Below are 26,107 nucleotides of genomic sequence, written 5' to 3'. Positions count from 1 at the left end.
GTCTTTCGTTCGTTTGTACCAAATCTGCCTCAGAGGATCTGCATGCGACCGATGCCGTCCTGGGGCATGGGGATAACGTCGATGGTCCATTTCCGTTCCGCCTGCTGCAGCAGAACGCGCACCGTCCCTTCGTTTTTCCCCTTGCCGTAGGTGGCGATGATGGCGCCGGCCGCCGCCAGCTCCTCGGCCCCGGCGGCGCCGCTGACCAGGCCTAAGGGGCCGGAGAAGTTGTCGGCACGGATGAGGATGTCGCTCGGCCGGACCAGGCGCTTGATCGCCTCGTTGTCGCTCTGATTGCGGCCGACGGCGAGCTGGGCCTGGGGGGAGAGGCGAAACTGGCGGCCGACCTTGAGCAGCTCCACGTCGGTGACGTCGGCTTCGGGACGATGGGTGAAGAGATCGCGCAGGCGTCCGGAAAAAGAAGATTCGGTGAGCAGGCAGCCGCCGCCGGAGGAGGGGTAGTCGGTCACGCCCCATTTGTCGGCCAGTTCCTGCTGGCGGCGGCGGGAACGTCCCTGGATATCGAGCAGCCGTTCGCGGTCGACCAGCCCCGCTTCCTCCATGGGCGTAATCGGGAGCAGCCGCGCGGAGAGGGGACGCAGCACCCGCTCGGGGTAGCCGGAATAGTTGGCCACCGCCCGCAGGGCGGAAAGGTTCTGGCTCATCGGCCGCTGGCCCAGCACTTCACCGGAGAAAAGGAAGTCGAAGCCTTCTTCCTCCATCATCTTTCCGGCCAGGCGGAACATCAGGGCATGACAGTCGATGCAGGGATTCATGTTCTTGCCGTAGCCGTAGCGGGGGGCTTTGAGCATCTCCAGATGCACCTCGCTGATGTCTTCGACGCGCAGGGGAAAGTCGAGGGCCTGCGCGGTTTTCAGAGCCTTGTCGGCGCCGAAGAAGGGGGTGACGAAGGCGACGCAGGCGATCTCGACCCCTTGGCGGCGCAGCGTCAGTGCGGCCAGGATGCTGTCCAGCCCGCCGGACAGAAGTCCCAGTCCTTTACTCATGGCGATTCTCCCATGCTCCCGCGCAGTCTCTCGCAGCGGGGTTCTTGTCAGCTGATGAACGACGGATACGGCACCAAGGTGCCGCATCCGTCGTCTCCGGAAAGGGGGGAGGATACGCGAAGTTGCAGCCGAGGTCAAATAGACTCCGCCATTCGACGGGAGCCGGCGTCCAAATGTGCGCCGGGGGGCGGCACAGCCCTGGTCCTTTTCGGTTTGACATGGCGCTCGCGTCGGGATTCACCTTCAGCTGCTGCCGGGCGGTTACGGACTTTTCCACTGAGGACTTTCCTTAAATGGTGCTATGATGAAAAATCCTGGGCAAGCGGTGCCGATTCCGGCTGGATTTTTGCTTGTCTTCGCCTGGATGTGCGGAAAAAGGTGTTCGCACGGCGGATTCATATTGGCACAAGGAGTCGCTTATGGCCAAGATCGACGGTCTCTTCAAGTTGATGAAACAGCAGGGTGCCAGCGACCTGCATATCTCCAGCGGCGCTCCGCCCATCCTGCGCCAGCACGGCGAGATAGAGAAGCTCAACTATCCGCCCCTGACCAACGAACAGGCCAAGGCGCTGCTCTTCGAGATCCTCAACGAGGAACAGCGCGCCCAGTTTGAGGCCACCCACGATCTCGACTTTGCTTATGAGTTGCCGGGCATCGCCCGCTTCCGGGGAAATATCCTGGAAAGCTACCGGGGGATCGCCGGAGTCTTCCGTATCATCCCCAGCACGATTCTTTCCGCCGACGAACTCAACCTGCCGGCGGGCATCCGCAAGATGTGCAATCTGAAGAAGGGGCTGGTGCTGGTCACTGGGCCGACCGGCAGCGGCAAGTCGACGACCCTGGCGGCGATGATCGACCTGATCAACTCGACCCGCCGGGAACACATCCTGACCCTCGAAGATCCCCTCGAATTCATTCATGAGAACAAGATGTCGCTGCTCAATCAGCGGCAGATCGGCCAGCATACCCTCTCCTTCGCCGCCGCCCTCAAGGGGGCGCTGCGCGAGGACCCGGACGTCATCCTGGTTGGCGAAATGCGCGACCTGGAGACCATCTCCCTGGCCATGACCGCCGCCGAGACCGGACACCTGGTCTACGGTACCCTGCACACCAACTCGGCCCCCAAGACCATCGACCGCATCATCGACGCCTTCCCCAAGGATGCCCAGGAACAGGTGCGGACTATGCTCGGCGAGAGCCTCAAAGGGGTCATCTGCCAGCAGTTGATGAAGACCGCCGACGGCAAGGGGCGCATCGCCGCCCACGAAATCCTTATCGGCAACGCGGCGGTGGCCAACCTCATCCGCGAAGGGAAGACCTTCCAGATTCCCTCGATCATGCAGACCGCCAAGGGGGAAGGGATGCAGCTCATGGACCAGCGCATCCTCGAACTGCTCAAGGAGAAGAAAATCACCCCCGAGGAAGCCTATCGCTGCGCCGTGGAGAAACGCTCCTTTGAGCAGTTTTTGCCTAAACAGGACGGCAACAAGCCCTGATGCTTCTTACCGAAACCCCCGTCACGGATAGAGCTTTGCAAGACACCTTCGGCCGGACCATCGATTACCTGCGTCTTTCCATCACCGACCGCTGCAACCTGCGCTGCCGCTACTGCATGCCCGAAGAAGGGGTCGATTCGGTGGGCCACGGCGGCATTCTCTCCTACGAAGAGCTGCTGCGCATCGCTGCCGCCGCCGTGCGCCTCGGCGTGCGCAAGATTCGCGTGACCGGTGGCGAGCCCCTGGTGCGCAAGGGGGTGGTCGAGTTCATCGCTGCCCTGGCGGCTTTGCCGGGACAGCCCGAGATCGTCCTGACCACGAATGGCCTGCTTTTGGCCGAGTTGGCTGCTCCGCTCAAAGCGGCGGGGCTCGCCCGTATCAACGTCAGCCTCGACACCCTGCGCCCTGAACGTTTCGTCGAGATCACCCGCCGCTCTGGCCTGGAGCGGGTGCTGGCTGGTATCGCCGCGGCGGAAGGGGCGGAGCTGGCGCCGATGAAAATCAATATGGTGCCACTCAAGGGAGTCAATGCCGACGAGATCGTCGACTTCGCCCGGCTGACCCGGGAGCATCCCTGGGAAGTGCGTTTCATCGAATTCATGCCGGTCAGCACCGGCCTCGACTACTCGGCCGATGAGCGTTTTCCAGCCGAGGCGATCCTGTCCGAACTGGCGCGCCTCGGCGAGCTGCTGCCCATCCCCCGGCGCGGTCCGGCCGGTCCGGCCCGGCTCTTTCGTTATGCCGATGGCCTTGGCCGGATCGGCGTTATTCCCGCCGTTTCCCAGCATTTCTGCGGCGACTGCAACCGCTTGCGCATCACCGCCGATGGGCGCATCCGCCCCTGTCTGCTCTCCTCGGACGAAATTGATATTCGCGAAGCGCTGCGACTTGGTGTCGACGGTACGGAGTTGGAAGGGTTGCTGCGGGCGGCGGCGGTGGCCAAACCGAAAGGGCATCGGCTGGGGGAGGCGGACTATCGGGAAGGGGAACGAGGGATGGAGCGGATCGGCGGATAGAAAAAGGGCGGCCACAGTGGACCGCCCTTTTTTTGCGATGCATGCCGCGCGGATTATTCGCCGAGATGGCAGCGGTTACAGTTGCCCTTGGCGTCGAAGGCGCGCTGGCCGTTGTGGCAGACTCCGCAGAGCTTGCCGGCGTAGATCTGCTCCATGGTGATGGTCACCGTTCCCTGCTTCATTTTCGGGAAGGTGTCGGCATTGTGGCACTCGGCGCACTTGGCGCCGGCGTCCGCATGAATCTTGCCGTCGAAGACGACCTTGCCGGTGGGGCTCTGGTCGAAGTTCAAGGTGCGTCCCGGGGGGACCGCGAGAGCGACGCCGGCGAGACCGATTCCAGCCAGCAGGAGTGTCAGGATGAGACGAATACGCATGATTGATTTTCCTCCTTTACGATGGGGCGGTGATTTTTCTAAGGTTTAATTATGCCCTGACCGATAAGAAATGCAACCGGGATAATCTTTTTGTTCCGGCGTAGAATTTGCAAATTGCTAAAGAGTCCCATCCCCCTTGGTTCAGGAGGAGTTATGGCCATCAAGCCTTCCGATCTCATGCACAAGCTGAATCTCCCTCAGCAGGAGAACCGCCGCACGCAGATCGCCGGGCAACAGCGCATCGGTTTCGCCGATGTGCTTTCCACCATCGCCCAGAAAAATTCCACCGATTACGGCGCCTTGGCGGAGTTGTGCCGGCTGACCGTGCTCAGTAGCAGCGTTTCTCTGGCCGACGACAGCGCTTTCGAGCAGAGTTTCCCCTCGCCCTTGGCCTCCCTCGATGCCTATGTCGCCGCCGCCAGTCAAAAAACCGACCTGGCGCCGGCAGCTTTGACTACCGTCGCCCGCGAGAAGAGTGCCCCACCGCGGACAGCGGTGACGGATATCGCTGAGCGCGCTGCCGAACGTTACGGTGTCAGTCCGGCGCTGGTCAAGGCGGTCATCAAGGCCGAGAGCAACTTCAATCCCACCGTCGTTTCCCATGCCGGCGCCCAGGGCCTGATGCAGCTGATGCCAGGGACCGCCCAGGATCTCGGCGTTTCCGATCCCTTTGATGCCGAACAGAACGTCATGGGTGGCACCCGCTACCTGAAGCAGTTGCTCAGTAAATACGACGGCGATCTGGACAAGACCCTGGCCGCCTACAACTGGGGCATGGGCAATGTCGACCGCAAGGGGATCGACGTTCTCCCCGAGGAGACCCGCAACTATCTGAGCCGGGTCAAACGTTACCAGTCGGAATTCCTCGCCTGAAACAAAAGCGGCGGCCTCAAGGGGCCGCCGTTCTCATTCTCATCTTTTGATGCCTGCCTTTACTTCAGGGCAGGCGCTTCAGCCAGTCCTCTTCCAGTTCACCGAACCGCTGCAGCAATCTTCCGCCCCAGAGATAGAGGGGATGACCCCCGGGGGCGGCTTCCAGCCGACGGCAAAAGACTGGCAGCCAGGGTGACAGCAACTCACTCACGAAGGCCCGCTGCTTGAGGGAAAAGTCTCGGGCTGCCTCGACCTGCCGCTGTTGTAAGGCCTCTTCCTCCTGCCCCACCAGATAGTAGAGAAACTCCAGTTCCGTCGCCAGATAGTCGGGGGGCTCGCCGCTCCCTTCCAGGGAGAGTCCTTCCCGGCGGTAGGCGTCGAGCACCTTGAGGGTGCTGGCACCCATGAGAATGCCCGCTTGTTCCAGGTAGATGGAGCCGTAGGGGGGGGCCGGAACACCGCCCAGACGGTTGATGAAAAGATCGGTGAAGCCGGCTTCGAGCTCGGCGAGGGGGTCGTCTTCGGCCAAGACTGGCGGGGCTTCTTCGAAACCGGTCAGCCGTACTGCTTCCGCCGCCTCCCCCCGGGCCAGGGCCGTCACCAGTTCCTGGTCGGGATAGGCGAACAGACCAGCCAGAAAGCGGTAGAGCTGTTTACGTTCACTCACGTGCAACATCCGGTTCTCCTTCGGGTCGGATTTCCATAACAACAGGATGTCGTGAGTTTTGCAATTATCGTGCAAAAAATCCTAAGATATTCAGAAGGATTTTATTTTTCGTCCGGCAGGGCGGCGACCAGCAGTTCGAGCAGATGGACGGCCCGCGCTTTTCCTCCGGCGTGGTTGATGGAATCCTGCAGCTGCATGATGCATCCCGGGCAGTCGGTGGCGACCAGCTCCGCGCCGCTGGCGGCGATGTTGGCCGCCTTCTTGGCGCCGATCTCTTTGCTGGTGTCGTAGTGGTAGACCGAGTAGGTCCCCCCCAGGCCGCAGCAGGTGCCGGCACCGGTCATTTCGACGAATTCCACCTGGGGCAGGGCCTTGAGAATCTGCCGGGGCTCCTTGGTAATGCCGCGCGTTCGCAGGTGGCAAGGGTCGTGATAGGTCACCTTGGTCCGTGTGGCCGCCTTCGGCAGGGCCGCCAGTTGTTCCGGTAGGCCGTGTTTGACGAGAAAGACGAAGATATCCATGGTCTTGGCCGCCAGCGCCTGGTAGTCGTCGCCGAGGTCGGCGTAGATCTTGCCGATGCCGGCGTTGCAGGAGGCGCAGGCGGTCACGACGTAATCGACCGGCCGCCGGGTCAGGGCCGCAAGGTTCAGCGCCGCCAGATCTTCCACGGTTTTCGCCGACCCGGCGCTCACCGCCGGCAGGCCGCAGCAGGCCTGATCCTTGGGGATGATGACAGTGACCCCGAGAAATTTCAGCGACTTGAGAAAGGCCTCGCCGATGGCCGGATACATGTAGTTGATGCCGCAGCCGGTGAAAAAGGCGACCGTCGGCATCCCCGGCTTGCCCTCGATCACTTCCGGCACCCGCTCGCGGAAGGGCTTGGCGACGATCGGCGGCAGGGTGCGGTCGGCGTCGATGTAGGGAGCGGGAAAGCGCAGGCGCAGGCCGCTGTTTTCCGGCACCTTCTTGAACAGCAGATTGGAGAGGGTGCCGCCGGTCTTGGCCAGCAGATCCATCAGTTTCGGTCGACCGAGGACCGCCGCCACCCCCTTGCCGAAACTGGAGAGCCCCTTTTCCTCGGCGATCCGCCGCCGGGCGGCGGCGACGATTTCCTCCGTCGGCACCTTGTTCGGACACTGGGCGCAGCAACTGCCGCACAGCAGGCACTGGGAAAGGTCCTCCAGCACCTTCGCCTCCAGGCCGATTTCGCCGTCGAGCACTGCCCCGGCCAGGGCTACCTTGCCCCGCGCCACCCGTCCTTCGTGCTTCTCGGCGCCAAAGACCGGACAATGCGCCCGGCAGGCGCCGCATTTGACGCACTGGTTGATCTCTTCGCGATAGTCTTCAAGGTCTTTCAATTTGCTCATGATTTTATTATCTGCCGTGGTAGGGGCGAGGCATATCTCGGCCCTACATGGTTGGATCAATCCAGGAAGATCTTCCCCGGATTGAGAATATTGTTGGGGTCGAGGGCCTTTTTCAGGGTCTTCATGTAGAGGGCCGTTTCCGGGGTGATCTCCAGGGGGATGTAGGGGGCCTTGGCAATGCCGATGCCGTGCTCGCCGCTCATGGTGCCGCCAAGGGCCAGGGCGCCTTCGAAGACTTCCTTGATGGCCTTTTCCGCCTTCTCCTGTTCGCCGGGGATCTTCTTGTCGATCATGATGTTGACGTGAATGTTGCCGTCGCCGGCGTGGCCGAAGTTGACGATGGGGACGCCGTAACGGTCGGAAATCTCGTCGACCTTGCGGATCATCTCCGGCACCTTGGAGCGCGGCACGCAGATGTCCTCGTTGTACTTGTCCGGGTTGACCTTGCGCAGGGAAGCGGAGACCGAACGGCGGATCTGCCAGAGCGCCTCGCTCTCCTCGGGGGTTTCGGCGATGCGGGTCTCGACCACGCCGAGGGGCTGGATGATGTCGGCGATCCGGCGCGCCTGCTTGTCGAGAAACTCGCGGTCGCCATCGACTTCGATAATGAGCACCGCCCGCGCCGCGTCCGGCACCTGCAGACCGGTGGCCTGCTTGACGCAGTCGAGGGTGCGGCCGTCCATGAATTCGAGGGTGGTGGGGATGATCTTGTTGCGGACGATGGCCGAAACCGCTTGCGCCGCGCCGTCGATGGAATCGAAGAGCACCAGCATCGTTTTCTTCGCTTCCGGCAGGGGGAGCAGCTTGATGACGATCCGGGTGACGATGCCGAGCGTCCCTTCCGAGCCGCACATGAGCTTGGTCAGGTCGTAGCCGACCACCCCCTTCATGGTCGGGCCGCCGGTGGTGATGATGTCGCCGGTGGGGGTGACGACTTCGAGACCGAGGATGTAATCCTTGGTCACGCCGTACTTGACGCAGCGCGGCCCGCCGGCGCACTCGGCGACGTTGCCTCCCAAGGTGGAGAATTTCAGCGAGGCTGGATCGGGGGGATAGAAGAGCCCGACTTTCTCCACGGCGATCTGGAACTGCTCGGTGACGACCCCGGGCTGAACCACCGCCACCAGGTTTTCCTCATCGATTTCGAGGATTTTATCCATGCGTTCGGTGGTCAGCACGATGCCGCCCTTGGTCGGCAGGCTGCCGCCGGTGAAGCCGCTCCCCGCTCCCCGGGGAAAGACCGGCACCTTTTCAGTGTTGGCCAGGCGCATGATGCGGCTGATCTGTTCGCTGGTCTGGGGATGGACGACCACGTCGGGCATGAACTTCTGCTGGGTGGCGTCGTAGGAATAGCAGATGAGATCGGCCTTTTCCGCGGAAACCTGGTCTTTGCCGACGATCTGGCGAAGCTGGTCGATGATGCGTGAATCGAGCATGGGTATCGGATCCTTTGCCGGCGGCGACAGACCGCCTCAGTTCTTGAATTTAAACCACTTGGTCTTGGGGGAATAGACTTCCACCCGGTTCTTGCCGTTTTTTTTGGCGGTCATCAGCGCCTGGTCGGCCATGCCGATGAGGGCGTCGGGGGCCGCCTCCTCCGAGTCGCCGAGGCAGCCGGAGAGCCCGAGGCTGACCGTGACCCCGTAACGCTCCAGCCCCTGTTCGAAGGTATGGGTGGAAATCGCCAGACGGAGCGCCTCGGCCAGTTCCCGGGCATGATCCGGGTCGGTTTCCGGCCAGACGCAGACGAACTCCTCGCCGCCGTAGCGGGCGAAGAGATCGTGTTCGCGCAGCATGGTCGCGGCGACACGGCAAACTTCCCGCAGCACGAAGTCGCCGGTTTGGTGGCCATGCTCGTCGTTGAACTTCTTGAAGTTATCCACGTCGATCATGGCCAGGGCCAGGGGCTTGCCGTTGCGTTTGATGCGGCGCACCTCGTCACGGAGGAAATTCTGGAAATAGCGGTGATTATAGGCTTCGGTCAAGGCGTCGACGTTGGCCAGCGCCTCCAGCCGCGCGTTCTTTTCCCGCAGTTCCTTGTTCACCCGGAAGAGCTCCATTTTCGCCCGCAGCAGCTCGCGGTTCACCTGCTCGTAGGACATGTTTAGCTGGGCCAGCTTCTGGTTGGCTTCCTGCAACAGCTCCTCGATCGGGTGCTCGAAGACCAGGTTGAGGTCGAAGTAGCGGGCGGTCTGGTTGATCTCGGCCTGCACGCTGTTTTCGATACGGTCCAGCACCCGGCCGTCGAAGCGTAGCAGGCGCGCGGCCTCGGTGCGAAACTGCTTGTGCAGCAGGTCGGGGCGCTGCGAATAGAACATGCCCGAGAGAAGCGAGGAGAGATAGACGACCCGGGCGGTGCGCAGCAGTTCCGGTTTGCCCCCCTTGAACTGATCGAGGCTGTGGTGGTAGGCGGTGGGCAGCACCAGCGATGAGGGCAATTTCCAGTGTTGCAGCACCTTGGCGCCGATGAAGGCATGATCCGCCGCGAAAGCCGCCTGCTCCAAAGCCAGCAGGCGTTCCTCGTCGCCGCCGGCCTGCTCGCGCAGGGGCGGGTACTGCTGGGGGAAGGCGCGAGCCAGGATCATTTCGCCGACGTTCTGCAGCATCCCGGCGATGAAAATCTCCTCGGGATCGGTCTGCTTCATCTGGCTCATGATCAGCTTGGCCGCGACCCCGGCCGCCAGGGAGCGACTCCAGAAGGCATCGTAGTCGAAGGCTTCGCCGGTGCGTTTGGCCTTGATGCTGAGCAGCGAAAAGGAGAGGACGAGGCTGCGCACAGCGTTGGTGCCGAGGACCGAGACCGCTTTGTGGATCGAGCCGATGGACTGGGGAAAGCTGTAAAAGGCCGAGTTGACCACTTTGAGGATTTTCGCCGAGAGGGCCACGTCCATCGAGACCAGATCGGCGATCTCGGCCATGGTTGTCTCTTCCCGCGAGGCGATGGCCAAAAGCTTGGCCGCCACCGCCGGCAACGTCGGCAGGCTGTCCGACTGGAGGACCTGGGCCAGGGTCTCTTCGCGGGTCATGACTTGACCTCGGGCAGGACCGTGCCGCCGTCGGGGATGACCACAATCCGGGGGGATGTCGACAATCCTGCTTTTGCCAGTTCCAGGGCGGCGTCGAGATCGGCGGCCTTCTCCATCCCCATGGCGGTGGTCTGCTCGGCGCTGAAACCGCTGACCAGAATCACCCGGTACTGGCGGGCCTTGCTCAACGTGGCGTGGGCGGTCTGGCCGTTGATTTCGTAGCGCGCCCGCAGCGCCGCTTCGAAGGTGTCCAGATCCTGATAGCGGAACCAGTCGAAGAAGGTCGGATTGCCGAAGCCATCGGGGCAGGCGGCGAGCAGAATCAACGTGCCGCCGGGGCGCAGGGCCTGAACGCCGTAATCGAAGGCCTTCTGCGACTGGATGAAATTGATGTCCTTGGGATGCCCGCCGCAGGAGACGACGGCCAGATCGGCGGGCTGCTCCAGGGGGACGGTGTAGAACTCGCGGGCGAGCTCGCAGGCGGCACGATGGGCGGCATCGAGTTCGCCACAGAAGACACCGAGGATCTGCTTGTCGGGGGCAAGGACGGTGTTGAGAAGGAAGTCGCAACGCACCATCCGCGCCGCTTCGAGCAGAGCGGTGTGGACCGGGTTGCCGTCGAGAATGCCGGTTTTCGCCAGGGGATGCTTGCCGCCGACCTCTGGCGGATTGAAGACCGAAAAGTGGGTGGCCATGCAGGTTTCCCGGGCCGCGACACCGGGGACCAGCCCCTTGCGGCCGCCGCCGAAGCCGGCGAAATAGTGGAAACCGGCGGTGCCGGTGACGATCACCCGGTCGGCCTCGGCCACCCGCCGGTTGATGCGTACCGGGATGCCCGTGGCGGTGACGCCGAGATCGACCAGCTGCGCCGGATCGTCGCAATCGTGATCGAAGACGGCGATGCGGCCGAAGAGTGAGCCGAGAATCTTGAGCTGCTCGGCCTCGCTCTGCTTGCGGTGGATGCCGAGGGCAATGACGACGGCGATCTCCTTATCCAACACGCCGCAGGCGTTGAGGCGCTCGACCAGCAGGGGCAGGTAGTGCTCGCTGCCGGTGTAGCGGGTGATGTCGGAAGTGACGATCACCACATTCTCGCCGGGGCGGACAATCGCCTCCAGTGGGGGGGAGGCGATGGGCGCAGCCAAGGCCGACGCGATCAGCTCCCGAGGGGAGGGCGGCGACGCGATGGTCGCCGGGCGCAGCACCCGCGCCCCGGGAAGATCGCAGGTGAGGGTCGCGGTGCCGTATTTGAGGGGGATCTTGGTCAATTGCCACCTCCGTCGTTAATCTTTCCAAGTCTACGGATTTTGGCGGCAAAAGACAATGCGAAAGCGCGCCCTCAGGCCGGGCGTTGGGACTCCAGCTCGGCCAAACGGAGAATGACGCCGAGGACGCTGTCGGGATTGAGGGAGATGGAGTCGATCCCGGCCTCGACCAGAAAAGCGGCGAATTCGGGGTGGTCGCTGGGGGCCTGGCCGCAGATGCCGATCTTGGTGCCGGTGCGGTTGGCCGAGGTGATCGCCTGGCGGATCAGGGCCATCACCGCCGGGTCCCGTTCGTCAAAGAGGGTCTTCAGGATCGCCGAATCACGGTCGACGCCGAGGGTCAGCTGGGTCAGGTCGTTGGAGCCGATGGAGAAGCCGTCGAAACGCTGGGCGAACTCCTCGGCGAGGATAACGTTGGCCGGAATCTCCACCATCACGTAGACTTCCAGACCCTTCTCCCCCCGCGTGAGCCCTTCCTCGGCCATGACTGCGAGCACCCGATCCGCTTCCGTCAGGGTGCGGCAGAAGGGGATCATGACGATGACGTTGGTCAGGCCGATGATCTCCCGCACCCGGCGGATGGCGGCGCATTCCAGAGCAAAACCGGCCCGGTAACGGTCGCTGTAGTAACGGGAGGCGCCGCGGAAGCCGATCATCGGGTTCTCCTCGGCGAACTCGAACTGGCGTCCGCCGATCAGCTCGGCATACTCGTTGGTTTTGAAGTCGCTCATACGCACGATGACCGGCTCCGGGTACTGGCTGGCGGCGATGGTGGCGATCCCCTGGGCGAGTTGGTCGACAAAGTACTCGCATTTATCCGGATAATTCCGGGTCAGTTCGCGGATGCGCTGTTTCGTCTCCTTGTCTTCCAGTTGGTCGAAATGGACCAGGGCCATGGGATGGGCCTGGATAATCCCGTTGATGATGAACTCCATGCGCGCCAGGCCGATCCCCCGGCAGGGGAGGCGCCACCAGCGCATGGCCGCCGCCGGGCTGGCGATGTTGAGCATGATGCGGGTGCGGATTTCGGGGAGTTGGTCGAGACTCAGTTCCTCGGCGCGGAACTTGAGCCGGCCCCGATAGATCTTGCCCGTTTCCCCCTCGGCGCAGGAGAGGGTTACTTCCTGGCCGTCCTTGAGTTCGCTGGTGCCGTGCCCGGTGCCAACCACGGCGGCGATGCCGAGTTCGCGGCTGACGATGGCGGCGTGAGAGGTTCGGCCGCCGTGGTCGGTGATGATACCGGCGGCTTTTTTCATCACCGGCACCCAGTCGGGGTCGGTCATGCCGGTGACGAGGATGCTGCCGGGAACGAAGCGCTCGATGTCGGCGGCGCTCTTGATCACCTGCACCGGTCCGGCGGCGATCGCCTCGCCGATGGCCAACCCGGTGAGGAGCAGCGGCCCCGATTCCTCCAGGGCGTAGCTCATCAGCACCCCGGCCTCGCGCCGGGACTGCACCGTCTCCGGCCGGGCCTGGACGATGTAAAGTTCGCCGGTTTCGCCGTCTTTGGCCCATTCCATGTCCATCGGCCGGTCGTAGTGACGCTCGATGGCGCAGGCCCAGCGGGTCAGGTGCAGCACCTCGTCGTCGGAGAGCACGAAGGCGTGACGCTCGTCGGCGGTGGTGTCGCTGATCCGGGTAGCGTGGCTGCCACCGCGGCCGTAAACCATTTTTTTCTCCTTGGTGCCGAGGCGTTTGCGCAAAATCGGCCGCAACCCGGGCCAGGTTAGAAGGGGCTTGAAGACCGTGTAGCTGTCGGGATTCACTGCCCCCTGTACGACCATTTCCCCCAGCCCCCAGGCGGCGTCGATCACTACCACGTCGGGGAAGCCGGTTTCCGTGTCGAGAGAGAACATCACCCCGGCCCCGGCCAGGTCGGAGCGCACCATCTTCTGCACGCCGATGGAGAGGGCGACCTGCAGATGATCGAAGCCGTGGTGGTCGCGATAGCTGATGGCGCGGTCGGTGAAGAGCGAGGCGTAACATTTGCGGCAGGCATCTAACAGCTCCTCCTCGCCGCTGATATTGAGAAAGGTCTCCTGCTGGCCGGCGAAGCTCGCTTCCGGCAGATCCTCGGCGGTGGCGCTGCTGCGCACCGCCACGTCGACCTCGTCGCGGCCGAAACGGGCACCCAGTTCGCGATAGGCGACAGCGATGCCGTCGGCCAGATCCGCGGGCCAGCGCCCTCGGCGGATCAGTTTGCGGATGGCGGCGCCGGTTTCGGCCAGGGAGGCCTTTCCCGCCTTGAAGTCGGCGAGCAGCGTGCGGATTCTTTCATCCAGGGCGTTCGCGGTGAGAAACTGCCGGTAGGCCTCGGCGGTGGTGGCGAAACCGTCCGGCACCCGGATCCCCTCGGCCTTGAGGGTGGCGATCATCTCGCCAAGGGAGGCGTTTTTCCCTCCTACCAGGGGCACATCGTTGTTGCCGAGGGTCTCGAACCAGCGGATGAAGCCCGACTTGTCGGTCATGGATCACCTCCCGGGAAGGTTATTTGTTCAGATTTTTCGCCACGTCGATGAGCAAACTGGCGGTCAGCCGTGAACGCTCGACCATGCCGGCGAAGCGTCCCGCCTCATTCGTCGCCGGCAGCCGGTCGACGGCGAGAGTTTCCATCTTGAGCAGAGCCTGATATTTGTCCGTCCCTTTGCTGACCGCATCGGCGGCGCCGATGAAGCCCGGCAGTTGAACGAGGGCCTTGGTGTCCGATTCGTTCAGCCAGGCGGCGAACTGTTCGGGGAGGACGGGAGCGCCGTACCCCTGCTCGAAAAATTCAGCCAGGGCCCGGGCGTTGGCCAGGCCAAAGAAACGGCCGTCGCGGTCTTCGATGATGACGTATTTGAGGAAGGGTTGGCGGGAGAGGGCGGCGAAGTATTCGGCGATGGCCGGACCCCAGTAGCCGCCGTGGCCGAGGCGAAAGGTCAGGCCCTCGGTTTCGCTTTCGAGCAGGCGGGGGATTTCGTTGACCCCGCCTTTGGGGCCGAGCCGCACCGGCTCGGCGGGGATGCCGACCAGGGGCGTCACCTGTTTATCGATGGTCGACGCCGAGGCCTGGACGAAGGCGGTCTCGATCTTGACGCCCCCCTCGCCGACCTCAAGTTTCTGCAGTTTGCCGGTGACCAGCAGAAAGAGGACCACCGGCACCACCGCCACCACAATGTCTGACGGCTTGACCTCGAAGCGGGCGTTTTTGGCCCGCAGCAGGACCAGCGCCGCCAGGATCAGGATAAAGCTCCCCACGGAAAAGAGGATGGTCGTGTTCATGGGTGGTCCTTTCCCGCCGTCGTAAGCGGCGCGCCAAGCCCCTCTTTCATGACTTCTATCAGCCCCCGGCGGGATGTCAACACGCCGACAGGTCGCCCTTGATGATTGACACTTCCCAGTCCTTTTGCCTAAGATGAGAAGCTTTTGAGCCTTGGAAGGAATCCGGTTGAAACAGAAATCCATCTATACCTGTCAGCAATGCGGTTATCAGAGTCCCAAGTGGCTCGGTAAATGCCCCGACTGTCACCAGTGGAACAGCCTGGTCGAAGAAACCCTGGCGGTGCTGAAAGGCAAGGGGAAACAGACGACCGCCGCCTCCGGCCTGCCCCCGCAACGCCTGACCGAGGTGCAAAGCAGCGAGGATGACCGCATGCGCTGCGGCATCGGCGAGCTCGACCGGGTGCTCGGCGGCGGCGTGGTGGCCGGGTCCTTCACCCTGATCGGCGGCGATCCCGGCATCGGCAAATCGACGCTGCTGTTGCAGGCCGTTGATCGGTTGGCCCGGGTCGGTACGGTGCTCTACGTCACCGCCGAGGAGTCGGCCCGCCAGGTCAAGCTACGCGGGGAACGACTCGGCGTCGCCGCCCGCGACCTCTTTCTGCTGCCGGAAACGGCGCTCGAAACAATCCTCGATCGGGTGCGCGAGCTCAAGCCGGCCTTTCTCGTCGTCGATTCGATCCAGACCATCTTTACCGCCGCCCTGGATTCGGCACCGGGGAGCGTCAGCCAGGTGCGGGAATGCGCCGGACGACTGATGCAGGTGGCCAAGGGGGACGGCATCCCGACCTTCATCGTCGGCCACGTGACCAAGGACGGCTCCATCGCCGGGCCGCGTATGCTCGAACACATGGTCGACACCGTCCTCTATTTCGAAGGAGATCCCGGCCATCCCTACCGGATTCTGCGGGCGGTGAAGAACCGTTTCGGCTCGACCAACGAAATCGGCGTCTTTTCCATGGGGGAAGCGGGGCTGGCCGAGGTCACCAACCCGTCGGAACTCTTTCTCGCCGAGCGTCCGGAAGGGGCCGCCGGTAGCGCCGTGGTCCCGGCCCTGGAGGGGAGCCGGCCGATCCTGGTGGAACTGCAGGCGCTGGTCTCCGGCTCCTCCTACGGCACGCCCCGGCGCACGACCATGGGCATCGACCACAACCGGGTTTCGCTGTTGGTGGCGGTGCTGGAAAAGAAGGTCGGTCTCTCGCTTTTGGCTCAGGATATTTTTCTCAACGTCGCCGGCGGGGTGCGTCTGGCCGAGCCCGCCGTCGATCTCGGGGTGATGGCGGCGCTGGCTTCGAGCCATCTCAATAAAGCGATCCCAGCCCGCACTATTCTTTTTGGCGAGGTTGGCCTGGCCGGCGAGGTGCGGGCCGTCTCCCGGCCGGAACTGCGGGTCAAGGAAGCGGCCCGGCTCGGTTTCGATCGCTGCCTCCTCCCCGCCGGCAACCTGAAGAACTTGGAAGCCCCGCCGGGGATGGAGCTGATCGGCGTCCGCCGCGCCGAAGAGGCGCTGGATGGGCTGTTTGAGTAGAAACAGTGATTTGTTATTGGTGATTGGTTAAAACCAGGTCCGCCAATCACTAATCACCAGTCACCAATCACCGCTTTTCCGGAGGTTCTCTTGAGCGATAATCAATTCACCCATTTCGACGCTGAGGGCAAGGCGATCATGGTCGAGGTGGGAGATAAGGCACCGACCCGTCGCGTCGCCGTGGCCCGGGGGGAGGTGCGCATGAATGAGGCGACCCTGACCCGGATTCTCGACCGGGGTTTCGAGAAGGGGGATGTCCTGGCCGTGGCCCGCATCGCCGGGATCATGGCGGCCAAGAAGACGCCCGAGCTAATTCCCCTCTGCCATCCGCTGCTGCTCACCTCGGTGGCGATCGAATTCCTGCCCCATCCCGGTGAGGGGCGTCTCGAAATCGAGGCGACGGTCAAGGTCGCCGGCCAGACCGGGGTGGAGATGGAAGCCCTGACCGCCGTTGCCGCCACGGCCCTGTGTGTCTACGATATGTGCAAAGCGGTGGATAAGGCCATGGTCATCGGCGAAATCCGCTTGATGGAAAAGCATGGCGGCAAGAGTGGCTCCTTCATCCGCAACGACTAACCGACAGGCCGCGTGAGCGACCGGGAGTTTCTATCGTGCCTCAAGAACAGACCTTTTATATCCGCCGGACCTTTCTTCTGCCCCTGGCTCTGCTCCTGGTCCTTTCCCTGGCGCTGTTGGTCACGGTGCTGGCCCAGGGACAGCCCTTGGCCAAGGCGCTGATTCTCGGTTTTATGCTGCTGCCGGTCACCGCCTTTTTTGTGGAGAGCGTTTTTCGCCGGGCGGTCATTACGGACGAAGGGATCACCGTCCATAAGTTCCTGCGCAGCAAGCACCTGTCCTTTGCCGAAATGACCGCCGTTGAGACGGTCCTGGTGCGCAAGCGGGCTTTCCTCACCCTCTGCGTCGGTGAGGAATTCGTCATTCTCTCCAACGCCTACGCCGACTTTCCCGATCTGGTCCGGGCACTTCTGACCCGAGTGCCGCCGTCGGCGATCAGCGACGAGACCCGTGTCATGGCTCAGGCGCCGCCGGTGAAGACGACCGACATCATCTCCTGCTGGCTGGCGGTGGCCCTATTGGCTTTTATCCTCTATGTGCAATTTCAGGGAAAGTACTGAACGCCGGTTTCTTCGGTCGTTACCCACTTCTGGGGCGGCGATCCGGATTGACTTTAGAAGCTGATTAACCTAATATGCCGGGATAAACAAAAGCCAAGGAGACCCTTGCATGAACAAGGAAAAACTCGAAGAGTTCCGGCAGCTCCTGCAATCCCAGATCGACGGTCTGTTGCGGGAAGCCGATAAAACTGTGTCGGAGATGACGGACGAAAAGACCAACTTTCCCGATCCCACCGACCGCGCTTCCCTGGAATCGGATCGTAACTTCGAGCTGCGCATTCGCGATCGCGAGCGCAAGCTGATCATGAAGATCCAGGAAGCCATCGAGCGGATCGATGCCGGTGAGTTCGGCATCTGCGACAGTTGCGGCGAAGAAATCGGCGAAGCCCGGCTGCGCGCCCGCCCGGTGACGACCCTGTGTATCGACTGCAAAACCGAGCAGGAGCGCCAAGAACGGATCGGTTGAACCCTATGAAATGATGACGCGCCCCAGGGAGAACGGTTCATGAAGTGCGATGGCTTTGAACTTCTTTACAAGGTTGTCCGCATTGCCCATTGCGCGGTCCATGACCAACCCCAGGCCTTTAAGGATATTCTTCAGCTCCTGGAGCGCTGTTATCCGGTAGACGGTGTTACCCTGCTGTTGCTCGACTCCGGTGGTCGCTATTTTGCGCAATCGATCGATGCCGGCGGCTCCCAGCTCTTTCGCCCCTGCCGCCAGGAAGTCGCCGACTCCCCCCCCGGTCAGGCCCTGACCTCCCGTCAACCCCAGCGCCAGACCGAGACCCTGTACCTTCCCGTCTTCTGCTGCGAAGAAAATTTTGGCGTTCTCGCCCTGACTCTCGCCGATGATGCCGAGCTCTCTGAACAGGACCAACGTACCCTCGCTCTCGTCGCCGAGGAACTCGCGACCTTGGCCCGCAACGTCGCTATTCAGGCCGAAGATCGCTGGCGCATGGAGCAGCTGGCGTTTCTTTCCGACCTCGGCCGCCAGTTGACCCACGCCCAGCAGTTCAAGGAACTGCTGACCACCGCCGCCAAGAGCATCCATCGCCATTCCCAGGCCGCCTGTGTCATTCTGCGCCCATTGCTCGGCGGTACCGTCATGGGCAGCAGTTCCCTGCGCATCGATTCCCTCTATCGTAAATATCGCCCCCGGCTGGAACAGCTTGAAGAAGAGTATGGCCAGCGCGCCCTGCGCCAGGCCGAGCCTCTCTACTTCGACGAGCTCCCTGCCGATTCGGGAGGAGAGCCCCCCCCGCTGCGCATGGTGATCATGCCCCTGCGCTTTCTACAGCGCCCCTTGGGTAACCTGACCCTCTTTTTCGACCGCGAACCGGCCGAGCTGCCCCTGGCGAGCAAGCATGCCAGCCGCGAATTTTATCATTCCGTCGGTTCCCTCCTCGGCCATGCCCTGGAGCGGGTGGCGACCCTCGAGCGGCTGGAAACCCTCTCGGCGGAAAATGATCTCAAATTCCAGGAACTTTCCCTCCTCTACCGGACCTTCCGGGCAATTCACAGCACCCTCAACCTCAACGAACTGATGCACCTGATCCTGTCGACGGCGACCATCCCTGCCGGCGGCGGCTTCGAACGTGCCATGCTCTTTACTGTCAACGAACGCAGCGGCTCCCTGCAGGGGATGCTTGGCGTCGACCAGGATGGCGCCGCTCTGGTCTTCCCCCCCCACGACGAGCGCGGGGCCTGGGAGCAGCCCGCAGTGAGCCCGGAAATCCGCGAAATCCAGCGGCAAATGCCTTTTTCCCAGAAAGTCATGCGCCAGCGCCTCAATCTGGACGCCGAGGACAACGCCCTGGCACGGGCGGTCCTCAAGGGGCGCGTCATCTTTGTCTCCCAGCCCGGCACCGAACCGGCGGCGGGGGCAGCGCTGGCCGCCGAGCTGCAATTGGGCCCCTACGCCTGTGCGCCACTACGCACCAAGGATCGGCCCTTCGGTGTGTTGGTCGTCGACAGTTGCGAAAGCGGCGAGCCCATTGGCCTCGACCGCCTGCGTTTTCTCGAACTCTTCGCCCATCAGGCGGGTACCGCCATCGACAACTCCATGCTCATGCAGCGCCTGGAAACGGTCAACCGGGAGTTGCGGGAGGCGCAGGAGCGCCTGATCCAGGGAGAAAAGATGGCGGCTCTCGGGGAACTGGCGGCCTCCATCGCTCATGAACTCAAAACCCCGCTAGTCCCCATCGGCGGCTTCGCCAAGCGTCTCGGGCAGCGGGTGACGCCGGGGAGCAAGGAGGCGGAATACTGCGAGATCATCCAACGTGAAACCCGGCGCATGGAGCAGATCCTTTCGGAAATTCTCGGGTTTTCCCGGAAACAGTTGCTCTGCTACAACGAATGCCGGATCGAGCGGATCATTGAGCAGGCCCTGGTTCTGGAGGACGATGCCCTGCGTGGTTCCGGCATTCAGGTTCAGCTGAATTATGATTGCGCGTTGCCACCATTCCAGGGGGATGACCAGAAACTGTTGCAGGTCTTGATGAATATCATCGACAATGCCCGACACGCCATGGGTGAAGGTGGGGTGTTGCGCATCCGTGCCGGATTGGGACATCTGCGCGACGAGCCGGCGCTGGTTGTCCAAGTCCAAGACACCGGCGGCGGCATTCCCCCAGAAGTTCTCAAGGAAATCTTCGCCCCTTTCTACACCACGAAAAAACAGGGGACCGGCCTCGGTCTGGCCATCAGCCAGCGCATCCTGCAGCAGCATCGGGGCACCATCGAAGTCCACAACGAAGATGGTGGCGCGGTCTTCACCCTACGCCTACCTCTTGGCCCCGGCGTGGAAGCTTTTCATTGACAAATTCCGTTCGCTTGGATTATCTTTACCGCGTTTTGGGGCTGTAGCTCAGCTGGGAGAGCGACGCGTTCGCAATGCGTAGGTCAGGGGTTCGATCCCCCTCAGCTCCACCAAATAAAAACAGGCACTTACGGTTAATTCCGTGGGTGCCTGTTCTTGTTTTATGCTCGATTTTCCCGGTTGGGTTGCAAGATAGGTAGCAAGATTCTACCGACCCCCAGTCTTCGACAGGCAACCCTTCCCTTTTTTCCCCTCCGATTCCCTCCTGTGGTCGCCAGCCATACTGACAGCGGGGAAATCCGTGAATAATGCTTTCGCTAACAGCAGCTGGGCAAACAAAAAACAGGCGTCCCGCGAAAGGACGCCTGGTAAGGAATGGTGAACAATAGACGTGGTAATAAGTCTGTCTTTTTACGAGAGTTGGGAGGGGCCGTAAGTATCCGTGAACCAGTCCGTGAGGTCGGTCGTCTGATAAACGGCATAGCCGGATACGTAGTAGTACGGGGGGCCCTCCCCCCGAGCCGCCAAATTTGCGAGCGTTTTCGGGGCGATCAAGCCGCAACTGAATTCTTTCACATCGCTCCTTTTAACCAGCGGTTTCGCCCACTTAGCGGCCATCTGGTCAAAGTCCAGCATCGCCGTCGGAAGGCATTTTCGCGGTTTTTTCTCTCTTTTCATTAGAATTTCCCTTCATTGGGTTGTTGTGTTTTCAAACTAGGGACATCATGCGCTGCCCTACGAGTCCTTCCGGCTCTCGTCGAGACTTTCCAGAGCTCCGCAGGACTTGATGGCCTCGCGGATGGATTGCCTAGCCTTCGCCAAGTAGTGGTTTTGGCGCCGAATATGGGTCAAAGCCTCTTCCGTTTTTGTTACCATCTCATGTTCCCAGTCCCGCGAATGGCGGAGCAGGGTCTGGATCGGATACGAGTAGCCTTTGCCCCCCCGGCGGATGTGTTGCCCTTTGGGGCGCCGGCAGGGTTCTCCTTTGTCATTCGTTCCAGAAACCCAGTAATTCCAATACCATTCGGGGTACACCGAGTCGTTTTTGAGCCGGATCCGGCAGGACAGCTGCGACCGATCCGTTACCGGGCGCCTCTGATTTTCGCGCATCTGGTTTTCCCAATATGGGTCGATATAGGACGCCGCCTGCTGCTTGAGCACCACTACCTGATAGCTGAGGATCTCCAGATAATCCTCCAGATTCAGGTCTTTCACCACATACGTCCGATCCCCCAGTCCTGCCATTTCGGCCTCCAGGGTCTCCGTCTTCCTCCATGGGGATTTCTTTTTCCCGCTTGTTTTCGTTTCCATCGTTTTCTCCTGGTTTGTATGGTTTTGGCGCCGACACCTTTTGCCGACTAGCACTCGACGAGTCCTCCTTTTCTCCGTCGGTGCTAACAGGCTACACCGGCGCCTTAAGTAGCCATCTGCCGAAAAGGAGGCTAAAACGCCCCTTTTCCAAGGGTCATCATTTTTTTACGATTTTGGTGCCGTTGGGGAGGGGCCGACGACGATGGTTAAGGGGGGGGGCGGATATTCCGAAATGAGCTGGCAATCGAGGGACAGGTTTCGGCCGGAACCTGGCCGAAACCTCGTCAAACCAGATGAAACCGGCTTAAATAGTTTGACCTTTTCCTGTGGGCTAATGCATTCTCTAGAAATGTTCTCATTCAATAGGAGGGGCTCTTCATTTTCCCACCCGCAACGATATCTTCCCCGTGGTCGGAGTTACTCCCATGCCTGATTCGGAAAACCGCTGGCTGTCGATTCATGAGATTTGCAAACACCTGGGGGTCAGCAAAGATACTGTATATAAGTGGATTGGCAGGCCCGGCATGCCGGCCCATCGCATGGGCCGACTCTGGAAATTTAAACAAGACGAAGTGGACGCATGGGTTCGCTCCGGCGGTGCGGCGGAAAAATCCGACAAGCCGGACACCGAGCAGTAAGGGGCGACCATGGCCGAACCGATTCACGACAAGATAAAACGATCCCTTCAGGCCGCCGAAGGGCTGTATCACCGCCTGGTACTGCTGGTGGGGGAGACCGGTTCCGGCAAGACCGGCGTTCTTCGGGAAGTTGCCGAGGGGTTCGGGTCATCCGTCATCAACGTCAATCTGGCGCTTTCAGGCGAACTGCTGGAGCTGACGGCAAAGCAGCGGTCACTGCGGCTGCCGGGCATCCTCGACCAGATCGCGGACCAGCCTCAGTCACCTGTGGTGCTGGATAATCTCGAGATCCTCTTCGACAAGGATCTCCAGCAGGATCCCTTGCGTCTGCTGCAGGCCCTTTCGAGAAACCGGACCGTGGTCGCTTCGTGGAACGGAACCATGAATTCAGGGAGGCTGTTGTACGCCGAAACCGGCCATCCCGAGTACCGCAACTATGACTCGGTCGATGCGCTGATTGTGGGCATGGATGGCAGCGCGACTATTGATCTTTCAAGAATGGAGGGGGGGAGAAGTAAAGATGAAATACGGTGATCTAATCCAATTCGACCCGATCGAGTCGGTCGTTCAGTTGCGTGACGCGGACAAATCGAGCGCCGCGCACACCCTCGTGAACACCTATGTCATTTCCGAGGAAATGGCCGAACGGCTCACGCAGCTTGTCATTCCTCAGATGCAGTTCGACAACCCGGTCGATAACAAGGGGCTGCTGGTGGTCGGTAATTACGGCACCGGTAAGTCGCACTTGATGTCGGTGGTCTCCAGCCTTGCCGCAGATGCCTCCCTGCTGGAAGGGCTGAAGAACGATGGTGTCCGCGACGCAGCCGCTCAGATCGCCGGTCGGTTCAAGGTCATCCGTACCGAGATCGGTGCCACCACCATGTCCCTGCGCGACATCCTGGTGGCCGAACTGGAAGAGCATCTCGAAAAACTTGGCGTGGAGTATGTGTTCCCCGAAGTCGGGACCATCACCAGCCATAAACGGGCCTTCGAAGACATGATGGCCAAGTTCGGCGAAGCCTTTCCAGATCACGGACTGCTGCTGGTTGTTGACGAGTTACTTGACTACCTACGCACCCGTAAGGATCAGGAGCTGATCCTTGACCTCAACTTCCTGCGTGAAGTAGGCGAAGTATGCAAAGATTTGCGTTTTCGTTTTATGGCAGGTGTTCAGGAAGCTATTTTCGATAGCCCGCGCTTTGCGTTTGTAGCTGACAGCATTCGTCGTGTGAAGGATCGTTTCGAACAGGTTCTTATTGCCCGCAGTGACGTGAAATTTGTCGTGGCCGAGCGTCTGCTCAAGAAAACCACCGAACAGCAGGCCAAAATCCGCGAATACCTGATGCCTTTCGCCAAATACTACGGTGGGCTCAACGAGCGCATGGACGAGTTTGTCCGGCTCTTCCCGGTGCATCCCGATTACATCGACACCTTCGAGCGTGTCACCGTGGTAGAAAAGCGCGAGGTGCTCAAGACTCTGTCCATGGGCATGAAAAGCATTCTCGATAAGGACGTGCCACAAGATGAGCCCGGCCTGATCGCATTCGACAGCTACTGGAACACGCTCAAACAGAACGCCTCGTTCCGCGCCATTCCTGAAATCCGGGCAGTCATTGATTGCAGCCAGGTTCTGGAATCCCGCATCGAGAACGCCATCACCCGCAAGCAATACAAGCCGATGGCGGTGCGCCTGATCCATGCGCTGTCCGTCCACCGCCTTACCACTGGCGACATCTATGCCCCCATGGGCGCATCCGCCGAGGAGCTGCGCGACCGCCTCTGTCTTTTTGATCCTCTAATTGCTGAGTTGGGCAGCGACGAGCCCGACAAGGATCTCCAGACCCATGTGGAAACGGTCCTGCGCGAGATCCACAAAACGGTCAGCGGCCAGTTCATCTCCTTCAATGCCGATAACCGCCAGTTTTATCTTGATTTGAAGAAAACCGATGACTTTGACGCTCTAATCGAAAAAAGGGCCGAAAGCCTGGGGCAGGCTCAACTCGATCGTTTCTACTATGAGGCGCTCAAGAGAGTCATGGAATGTCAGGACAGCACCTATGTGACTGGATACAAAATATGGCAACATGAATTGATCTGGCAAGAGCACAAGGCAGCTCGATCTGGCTACCTCTTTTTCGGCGCTCCCAATGAGCGTTCTACAGCTGTGCCGCAGCGCGACTTTTACCTCTACTTCATTCAACCCAATGATCCTCCACGCTTCAAAGACGACAAAACTAGCGATGAAGTTTTTTTCCGTCTGAAAGGTTCTGACGAAGAATTCCAGGCCGAGTTGAAGAACTACGCGGCAGCCTTGGATCTTGCGGCGACATCATCGGGTCACGCCAAAGCAACCTATGAATCGAAGGCCAACGGCTTCCTAAGGAAGCTGGTTCAGTGGCTACAAAAACACATGAATGATGCCTTCGAGGTTACCTATCAAGGACGAGCCAAATCCATGGTTGAGTGGGTCAAAGGTAAGTCCATCCGTGATCTCTCTGGCCTATCGCCGCACGAGACCATTAACTTCCGCGACTTGGTCAACACCATCGCCGGTGTTTGCCTTGCTCCAAACTTTGAGAACCAGGCCCCGGACTATCCGTTCTTCTCTGTCCTGATCACTGGCAATAACCGCACCCAGGCCGCACAGGACGCCCTACGGGCCATCGCTGGGCAAAACCGCACCAAGCAGGCCACCGCCGTGCTGGACGCCCTGGAGCTGCTCGACGGCGAGAAGATCGACCCCTACAAGTCGAAGTACACCAAGTTCATTCTCGATACCGTCAAGGCCAAGGGGCACGGCCAGGTAGTCAACCGCAGCGAGATCATCCAGGACGACCACGGGCTGGAATACATGAACCCCGGCGGTGGTCGGCTTGAGCCGGAATGGGTGGCGGTCATCCTGGCTTCGCTGGTCTATTCCGGCGACATCGTGCTCGCCATTCCGGGCAAAAAGTTTGACGCCACCGGACTACAGCAGCTTGCCGCGACCGGCATGGACGAGCTGGTCCGCTTCAAGCACCTGGAGCAGCCCAAGGAATGGAACCTGCCCGCGCTCAAAGCGCTGTTCGAACTGCTCGGCATGACGCCGGGCATGGCCCAGCTCGTCACCCAGGGCAAGGACGAGCCGGTGCAGAACCTGCAACAAGCGGTGGGCAAGATCGTCAAGCGCATCGTCATGACCCAGCAGACCCTGCGCGAAGGGCTCTCCTTCTGGGGGCTAGATCTGCTCGCGGGAACCGACCTAGCCAGCCAGGCCAGCGGGCTGGACGAGGCCAAGGGCTTCTTTGAATCGCTCCAGGCCTACTCCTCGCCGGGTAAGCTGAAAAACTTCCGCTACAGCGCTCCCGAAGTGCTGGCCCACGAAAAGGCCGTGAAGGCCCTGGATGAGCTGGACGCCCTGCGCGAGTTCATCATGGACCACAGCCCGACGGCGGCTTGGCTTGCTACGGCTGAAGCCTCCGCAAGCCGCGGTTCCGAGTTCCGGGTTACGGGTTCCGAGTCAAAACCCCAAGGACTGGATCTCTGGGTTGATCAAGTGAAGGCCATCCGGGGCGATGTTTTGGATTCCATCAACTCGGAACTCAAAACTCAGAACCCGCAACTCGCGCGCCTTTCGTCCGAAGTCGGCGAAAAACTGAAAAAGCTCAAACGCGACTACATCAACCAATACATCTCCCTCCACGCGCGCGCCCGGCTGGGCGTGAACGACGACAAGCGTAAGGCGGGATTACTCAACGATCAGCGCCTGCAAACCCTGCTCAAACTGGCCGGTATCGACCTGATGCCCCGGCAGCAGCTCACCGATTACCAGAACCGCCTGGCCGGGCTGAAGAGCTGCTTCGCCCTAACCGAGCAAAACCTCGACGCCTCGCCCATCTGCCCGCATTGCCAATTTCGGCCTGCGGCGGAAATTGGGGTTTCTGGTTCAGGGTTACTTGTTGCTGGTTCGAAGCAGCTCGATCAAATGGATGAACAGTTGGATCGGATCATAGAGCAGTGGACGAAGACCCTGCTGAACAATCTCGACGATCCGATGACTCAGGCAAACGTGAAGGAACTGCTTCATGAGGATGACAAGCAGGTCATCCAGTCGTTCATGAATTCAAAGGAACTGCCCGACCCGGTTGATGGCAATTTTGTGCAGACCTTAAAAACCATCCTCGCTGGTTTGCAGAAGGTGTCGGTTAAGAAAGCCGATTTGCTGAAGATCGTCACCGACCTTGGACCATCTACGCCAAATGAAATCAAGCAAGCAGTCAGTGACTACGTGGACAGCCTGACTAAAGGCAAAGACCAGAACAAAGTCCGCATCGTACTGGAGTAATGC

The 26,107-nt window shown here is 61.0% G+C and carries 22 protein-coding genes and 1 tRNA gene; 12 read left to right on the top strand and 11 right to left on the bottom strand.

Annotated elements, in window-relative coordinates; translation table 11 throughout:
• Positions 1 to 29: 29 nt before the first annotated feature.
• Positions 30 to 1,007: a DUF814 domain-containing protein gene (locus BQ4888_RS06530; protein ID WP_092055315.1), complete on the bottom strand. Its 978-nt coding sequence runs from the start codon at positions 1,005 to 1,007 to the stop codon at positions 30 to 32.
• Positions 1,008 to 1,426: 419 nt separating this feature from the next.
• Here BQ4888_RS06530 and BQ4888_RS06525 point away from each other — a divergent pair, with 419 nt between their 5' ends.
• Both BQ4888_RS06525 and moaA read left to right on the top strand, forming a co-directional pair.
• The gene (locus tag BQ4888_RS06525; protein ID WP_092055312.1) at positions 1,427 to 2,503 is read left to right on the top strand and encodes a type IV pilus twitching motility protein PilT; all 1,077 of its coding nucleotides are present in this window, start codon (positions 1,427 to 1,429) and stop codon (positions 2,501 to 2,503) included.
• A complete protein-coding gene (gene moaA / locus BQ4888_RS06520; RefSeq protein ID WP_170232984.1) occupies positions 2,503 to 3,519 on the top strand; it encodes a GTP 3',8-cyclase MoaA in 1,017 nt (338 codons plus the stop codon). Before BQ4888_RS06525 ends, moaA begins: the two co-directional genes overlap by 1 nt.
• 53 nt (positions 3,520 to 3,572) lie before the next feature.
• Here moaA and BQ4888_RS06515 read toward each other — a convergent pair whose 3' ends face one another.
• A complete protein-coding gene (locus tag BQ4888_RS06515; protein WP_092055307.1) occupies positions 3,573 to 3,893 on the bottom strand; it encodes a cytochrome c3 family protein in 321 nt (106 codons plus the stop codon).
• A gap of 153 nt (positions 3,894 to 4,046) precedes the next feature.
• Between BQ4888_RS06515 and BQ4888_RS17860 the strand changes: the two genes are divergently transcribed.
• The gene (locus BQ4888_RS17860) at positions 4,047 to 4,766 is read left to right on the top strand and encodes a lytic transglycosylase domain-containing protein (protein ID WP_092055303.1); all 720 of its coding nucleotides are present in this window, start codon (positions 4,047 to 4,049) and stop codon (positions 4,764 to 4,766) included.
• A gap of 64 nt (positions 4,767 to 4,830) precedes the next feature.
• On the opposite strand, the gene BQ4888_RS06505 is transcribed toward BQ4888_RS17860, so the two are convergent.
• The 7 genes from BQ4888_RS06505 to BQ4888_RS06475 all read right to left on the bottom strand — a co-directional run bounded on the left by BQ4888_RS06505 (position 4,831) and on the right by BQ4888_RS06475 (position 14,352).
• The gene (locus BQ4888_RS06505; RefSeq protein WP_170232983.1) at positions 4,831 to 5,433 is read right to left on the bottom strand and encodes a TorD/DmsD family molecular chaperone; all 603 of its coding nucleotides are present in this window, start codon (positions 5,431 to 5,433) and stop codon (positions 4,831 to 4,833) included.
• A gap of 101 nt (positions 5,434 to 5,534) precedes the next feature.
• On the bottom strand, positions 5,535 to 6,800 hold the full coding sequence (locus BQ4888_RS06500) for a (Fe-S)-binding protein (protein ID WP_092055296.1): 1,266 nt from the start codon (positions 6,798 to 6,800) through the stop codon (positions 5,535 to 5,537).
• A 56-nt stretch (positions 6,801 to 6,856) separates the two neighbouring features.
• Entirely contained in the window at positions 6,857 to 8,236 is a 1,380-nt protein-coding gene (locus tag BQ4888_RS06495; protein WP_092055292.1) for an FAD-binding oxidoreductase, read from the bottom strand.
• A gap of 36 nt (positions 8,237 to 8,272) precedes the next feature.
• Positions 8,273 to 9,826: a sensor domain-containing diguanylate cyclase gene (locus BQ4888_RS06490; protein WP_092055288.1), complete on the bottom strand. Its 1,554-nt coding sequence runs from the start codon at positions 9,824 to 9,826 to the stop codon at positions 8,273 to 8,275.
• The gene (locus tag BQ4888_RS06485) at positions 9,823 to 11,094 is read right to left on the bottom strand and encodes a nickel-dependent lactate racemase family protein (protein ID WP_240746432.1); all 1,272 of its coding nucleotides are present in this window, start codon (positions 11,092 to 11,094) and stop codon (positions 9,823 to 9,825) included. Before BQ4888_RS06485 ends, BQ4888_RS06490 begins: the two co-directional genes overlap by 4 nt.
• A 71-nt stretch (positions 11,095 to 11,165) precedes the next feature.
• Complete coding sequence (gene ppsA / locus BQ4888_RS06480) at positions 11,166 to 13,559, bottom strand: phosphoenolpyruvate synthase (protein WP_092055284.1); 2,394 nt, start codon at positions 13,557 to 13,559, stop codon at positions 11,166 to 11,168.
• A 19-nt stretch (positions 13,560 to 13,578) separates the two neighbouring features.
• Positions 13,579 to 14,352 carry a hypothetical protein gene (locus BQ4888_RS06475; RefSeq protein ID WP_092055281.1) on the bottom strand — a complete coding sequence of 258 codons (774 nt, stop codon included), beginning with the start codon at positions 14,350 to 14,352 and terminating at the stop codon, positions 13,579 to 13,581.
• A gap of 166 nt (positions 14,353 to 14,518) precedes the next feature.
• On the opposite strand from BQ4888_RS06475, the gene radA reads away from it, so the two are divergent.
• The 6 genes from radA (at position 14,519) to BQ4888_RS06445 (ending at position 19,944) form a co-directional block, all read left to right on the top strand.
• Entirely contained in the window at positions 14,519 to 15,877 is a 1,359-nt protein-coding gene (radA, locus tag BQ4888_RS06470) for a DNA repair protein RadA (protein ID WP_092055276.1), read from the top strand.
• Between the two features lie 90 nt (positions 15,878 to 15,967).
• Complete coding sequence (moaC, locus tag BQ4888_RS06465; protein WP_092055273.1) at positions 15,968 to 16,453, top strand: cyclic pyranopterin monophosphate synthase MoaC; 486 nt, start codon at positions 15,968 to 15,970, stop codon at positions 16,451 to 16,453.
• A 35-nt stretch (positions 16,454 to 16,488) separates the two neighbouring features.
• Positions 16,489 to 17,013: a PH domain-containing protein gene (locus BQ4888_RS06460; protein ID WP_092055269.1), complete on the top strand. Its 525-nt coding sequence runs from the start codon at positions 16,489 to 16,491 to the stop codon at positions 17,011 to 17,013.
• Between the two features lie 109 nt (positions 17,014 to 17,122).
• Entirely contained in the window at positions 17,123 to 17,479 is a 357-nt protein-coding gene (dksA, locus tag BQ4888_RS06455; RefSeq protein ID WP_092055265.1) for an RNA polymerase-binding protein DksA, read from the top strand.
• A 39-nt stretch (positions 17,480 to 17,518) separates the two neighbouring features.
• Entirely contained in the window at positions 17,519 to 19,831 is a 2,313-nt protein-coding gene (locus BQ4888_RS06450; RefSeq protein WP_092055260.1) for an ATP-binding protein, read from the top strand.
• Positions 19,832 to 19,868: 37 nt separating this feature from the next.
• A tRNA-Ala gene (locus BQ4888_RS06445) sits at positions 19,869 to 19,944 on the top strand.
• A gap of 298 nt (positions 19,945 to 20,242) precedes the next feature.
• On the opposite strand, the gene BQ4888_RS06440 is transcribed toward BQ4888_RS06445, so the two are convergent.
• Together BQ4888_RS06440 and mobI are read right to left on the bottom strand one after the other, a co-directional pair.
• Positions 20,243 to 20,509: a hypothetical protein gene (locus BQ4888_RS06440; protein WP_092055257.1), complete on the bottom strand. Its 267-nt coding sequence runs from the start codon at positions 20,507 to 20,509 to the stop codon at positions 20,243 to 20,245.
• Positions 20,510 to 20,566: 57 nt separating this feature from the next.
• On the bottom strand, positions 20,567 to 21,142 hold the full coding sequence (gene mobI, locus BQ4888_RS06435; RefSeq protein WP_092055253.1) for a conjugative transfer protein MobI(A/C): 576 nt from the start codon (positions 21,140 to 21,142) through the stop codon (positions 20,567 to 20,569).
• Between the two features lie 425 nt (positions 21,143 to 21,567).
• Here mobI and BQ4888_RS06430 point away from each other — a divergent pair, with 425 nt between their 5' ends.
• Genes BQ4888_RS06430 through BQ4888_RS06420 form a run of 3 tightly spaced genes read left to right on the top strand, consistent with a single transcriptional unit; the run spans position 21,568 to position 26,104 of the window.
• Positions 21,568 to 21,780 (top strand): helix-turn-helix domain-containing protein, encoded by a 213-nt coding sequence (locus BQ4888_RS06430; protein WP_092055250.1) that lies wholly within the window; start codon positions 21,568 to 21,570, stop codon positions 21,778 to 21,780.
• Positions 21,781 to 21,789: 9 nt separating this feature from the next.
• Positions 21,790 to 22,314 carry a BREX-3 system P-loop-containing protein BrxF gene (gene brxF / locus BQ4888_RS06425; RefSeq protein WP_092055247.1) on the top strand — a complete coding sequence of 175 codons (525 nt, stop codon included), beginning with the start codon at positions 21,790 to 21,792 and terminating at the stop codon, positions 22,312 to 22,314.
• Positions 22,301 to 26,104, top strand: a complete 3,804-nt coding sequence (locus BQ4888_RS06420) for a DUF6079 family protein (RefSeq protein ID WP_092055244.1) — start codon at positions 22,301 to 22,303, stop codon at positions 26,102 to 26,104. The genes brxF and BQ4888_RS06420 overlap by 14 nt, the downstream gene beginning before the upstream one ends.
• Positions 26,105 to 26,107 lie beyond the last annotated feature (3 nt).

Origin of the sequence: Desulfuromonas acetexigens, from assembly GCF_900111775.1 — a bacterium.
GTDB lineage: Bacteria > Desulfobacterota > Desulfuromonadia > Desulfuromonadales > Trichloromonadaceae > Trichloromonas > Trichloromonas acetexigens.
The sequence above is the reverse complement of the archived record's forward strand: the minus strand, read 5'-3'. Positions and strand labels throughout refer to the sequence as shown.

Excerpts from the sequence above, each read along its gene's own strand:
- BQ4888_RS06530 (WP_092055315.1), bottom strand. The coding sequence starts at position 1,007 with ATGAGTAAAGGACTGGGACTTCTGTCCGGCGGGCTGGACAGCATCCTG.
- BQ4888_RS06525 (WP_092055312.1), top strand. The coding sequence starts at position 1,427 with ATGGCCAAGATCGACGGTCTCTTCAAGTTGATGAAACAGCAGGGTGCC.
- moaA (WP_170232984.1), top strand. The coding sequence starts at position 2,503 with ATGCTTCTTACCGAAACCCCCGTCACGGATAGAGCTTTGCAAGACACC.
- BQ4888_RS06515 (WP_092055307.1), bottom strand. The coding sequence starts at position 3,893 with ATGCGTATTCGTCTCATCCTGACACTCCTGCTGGCTGGAATCGGTCTC.
- BQ4888_RS17860 (WP_092055303.1), top strand. The coding sequence starts at position 4,047 with ATGGCCATCAAGCCTTCCGATCTCATGCACAAGCTGAATCTCCCTCAG.
- BQ4888_RS06500 (WP_092055296.1), bottom strand. The coding sequence starts at position 6,800 with ATGAGCAAATTGAAAGACCTTGAAGACTATCGCGAAGAGATCAACCAG.
- BQ4888_RS06495 (WP_092055292.1), bottom strand. The coding sequence starts at position 8,236 with ATGCTCGATTCACGCATCATCGACCAGCTTCGCCAGATCGTCGGCAAA.
- BQ4888_RS06490 (WP_092055288.1), bottom strand. The coding sequence starts at position 9,826 with ATGACCCGCGAAGAGACCCTGGCCCAGGTCCTCCAGTCGGACAGCCTG.
- ppsA (WP_092055284.1), bottom strand. The coding sequence starts at position 13,559 with ATGACCGACAAGTCGGGCTTCATCCGCTGGTTCGAGACCCTCGGCAAC.
- BQ4888_RS06475 (WP_092055281.1), bottom strand. The coding sequence starts at position 14,352 with ATGAACACGACCATCCTCTTTTCCGTGGGGAGCTTTATCCTGATCCTG.
- dksA (WP_092055265.1), top strand. The coding sequence starts at position 17,123 with ATGAACAAGGAAAAACTCGAAGAGTTCCGGCAGCTCCTGCAATCCCAG.
- BQ4888_RS06450 (WP_092055260.1), top strand. The coding sequence starts at position 17,519 with ATGAAGTGCGATGGCTTTGAACTTCTTTACAAGGTTGTCCGCATTGCC.
- BQ4888_RS06440 (WP_092055257.1), bottom strand. The coding sequence starts at position 20,509 with ATGAAAAGAGAGAAAAAACCGCGAAAATGCCTTCCGACGGCGATGCTG.
- mobI (WP_092055253.1), bottom strand. The coding sequence starts at position 21,142 with ATGGAAACGAAAACAAGCGGGAAAAAGAAATCCCCATGGAGGAAGACG.
- BQ4888_RS06430 (WP_092055250.1), top strand. The coding sequence starts at position 21,568 with ATGCCTGATTCGGAAAACCGCTGGCTGTCGATTCATGAGATTTGCAAA.
- brxF (WP_092055247.1), top strand. The coding sequence starts at position 21,790 with ATGGCCGAACCGATTCACGACAAGATAAAACGATCCCTTCAGGCCGCC.
- BQ4888_RS06420 (WP_092055244.1), top strand. The coding sequence starts at position 22,301 with ATGAAATACGGTGATCTAATCCAATTCGACCCGATCGAGTCGGTCGTT.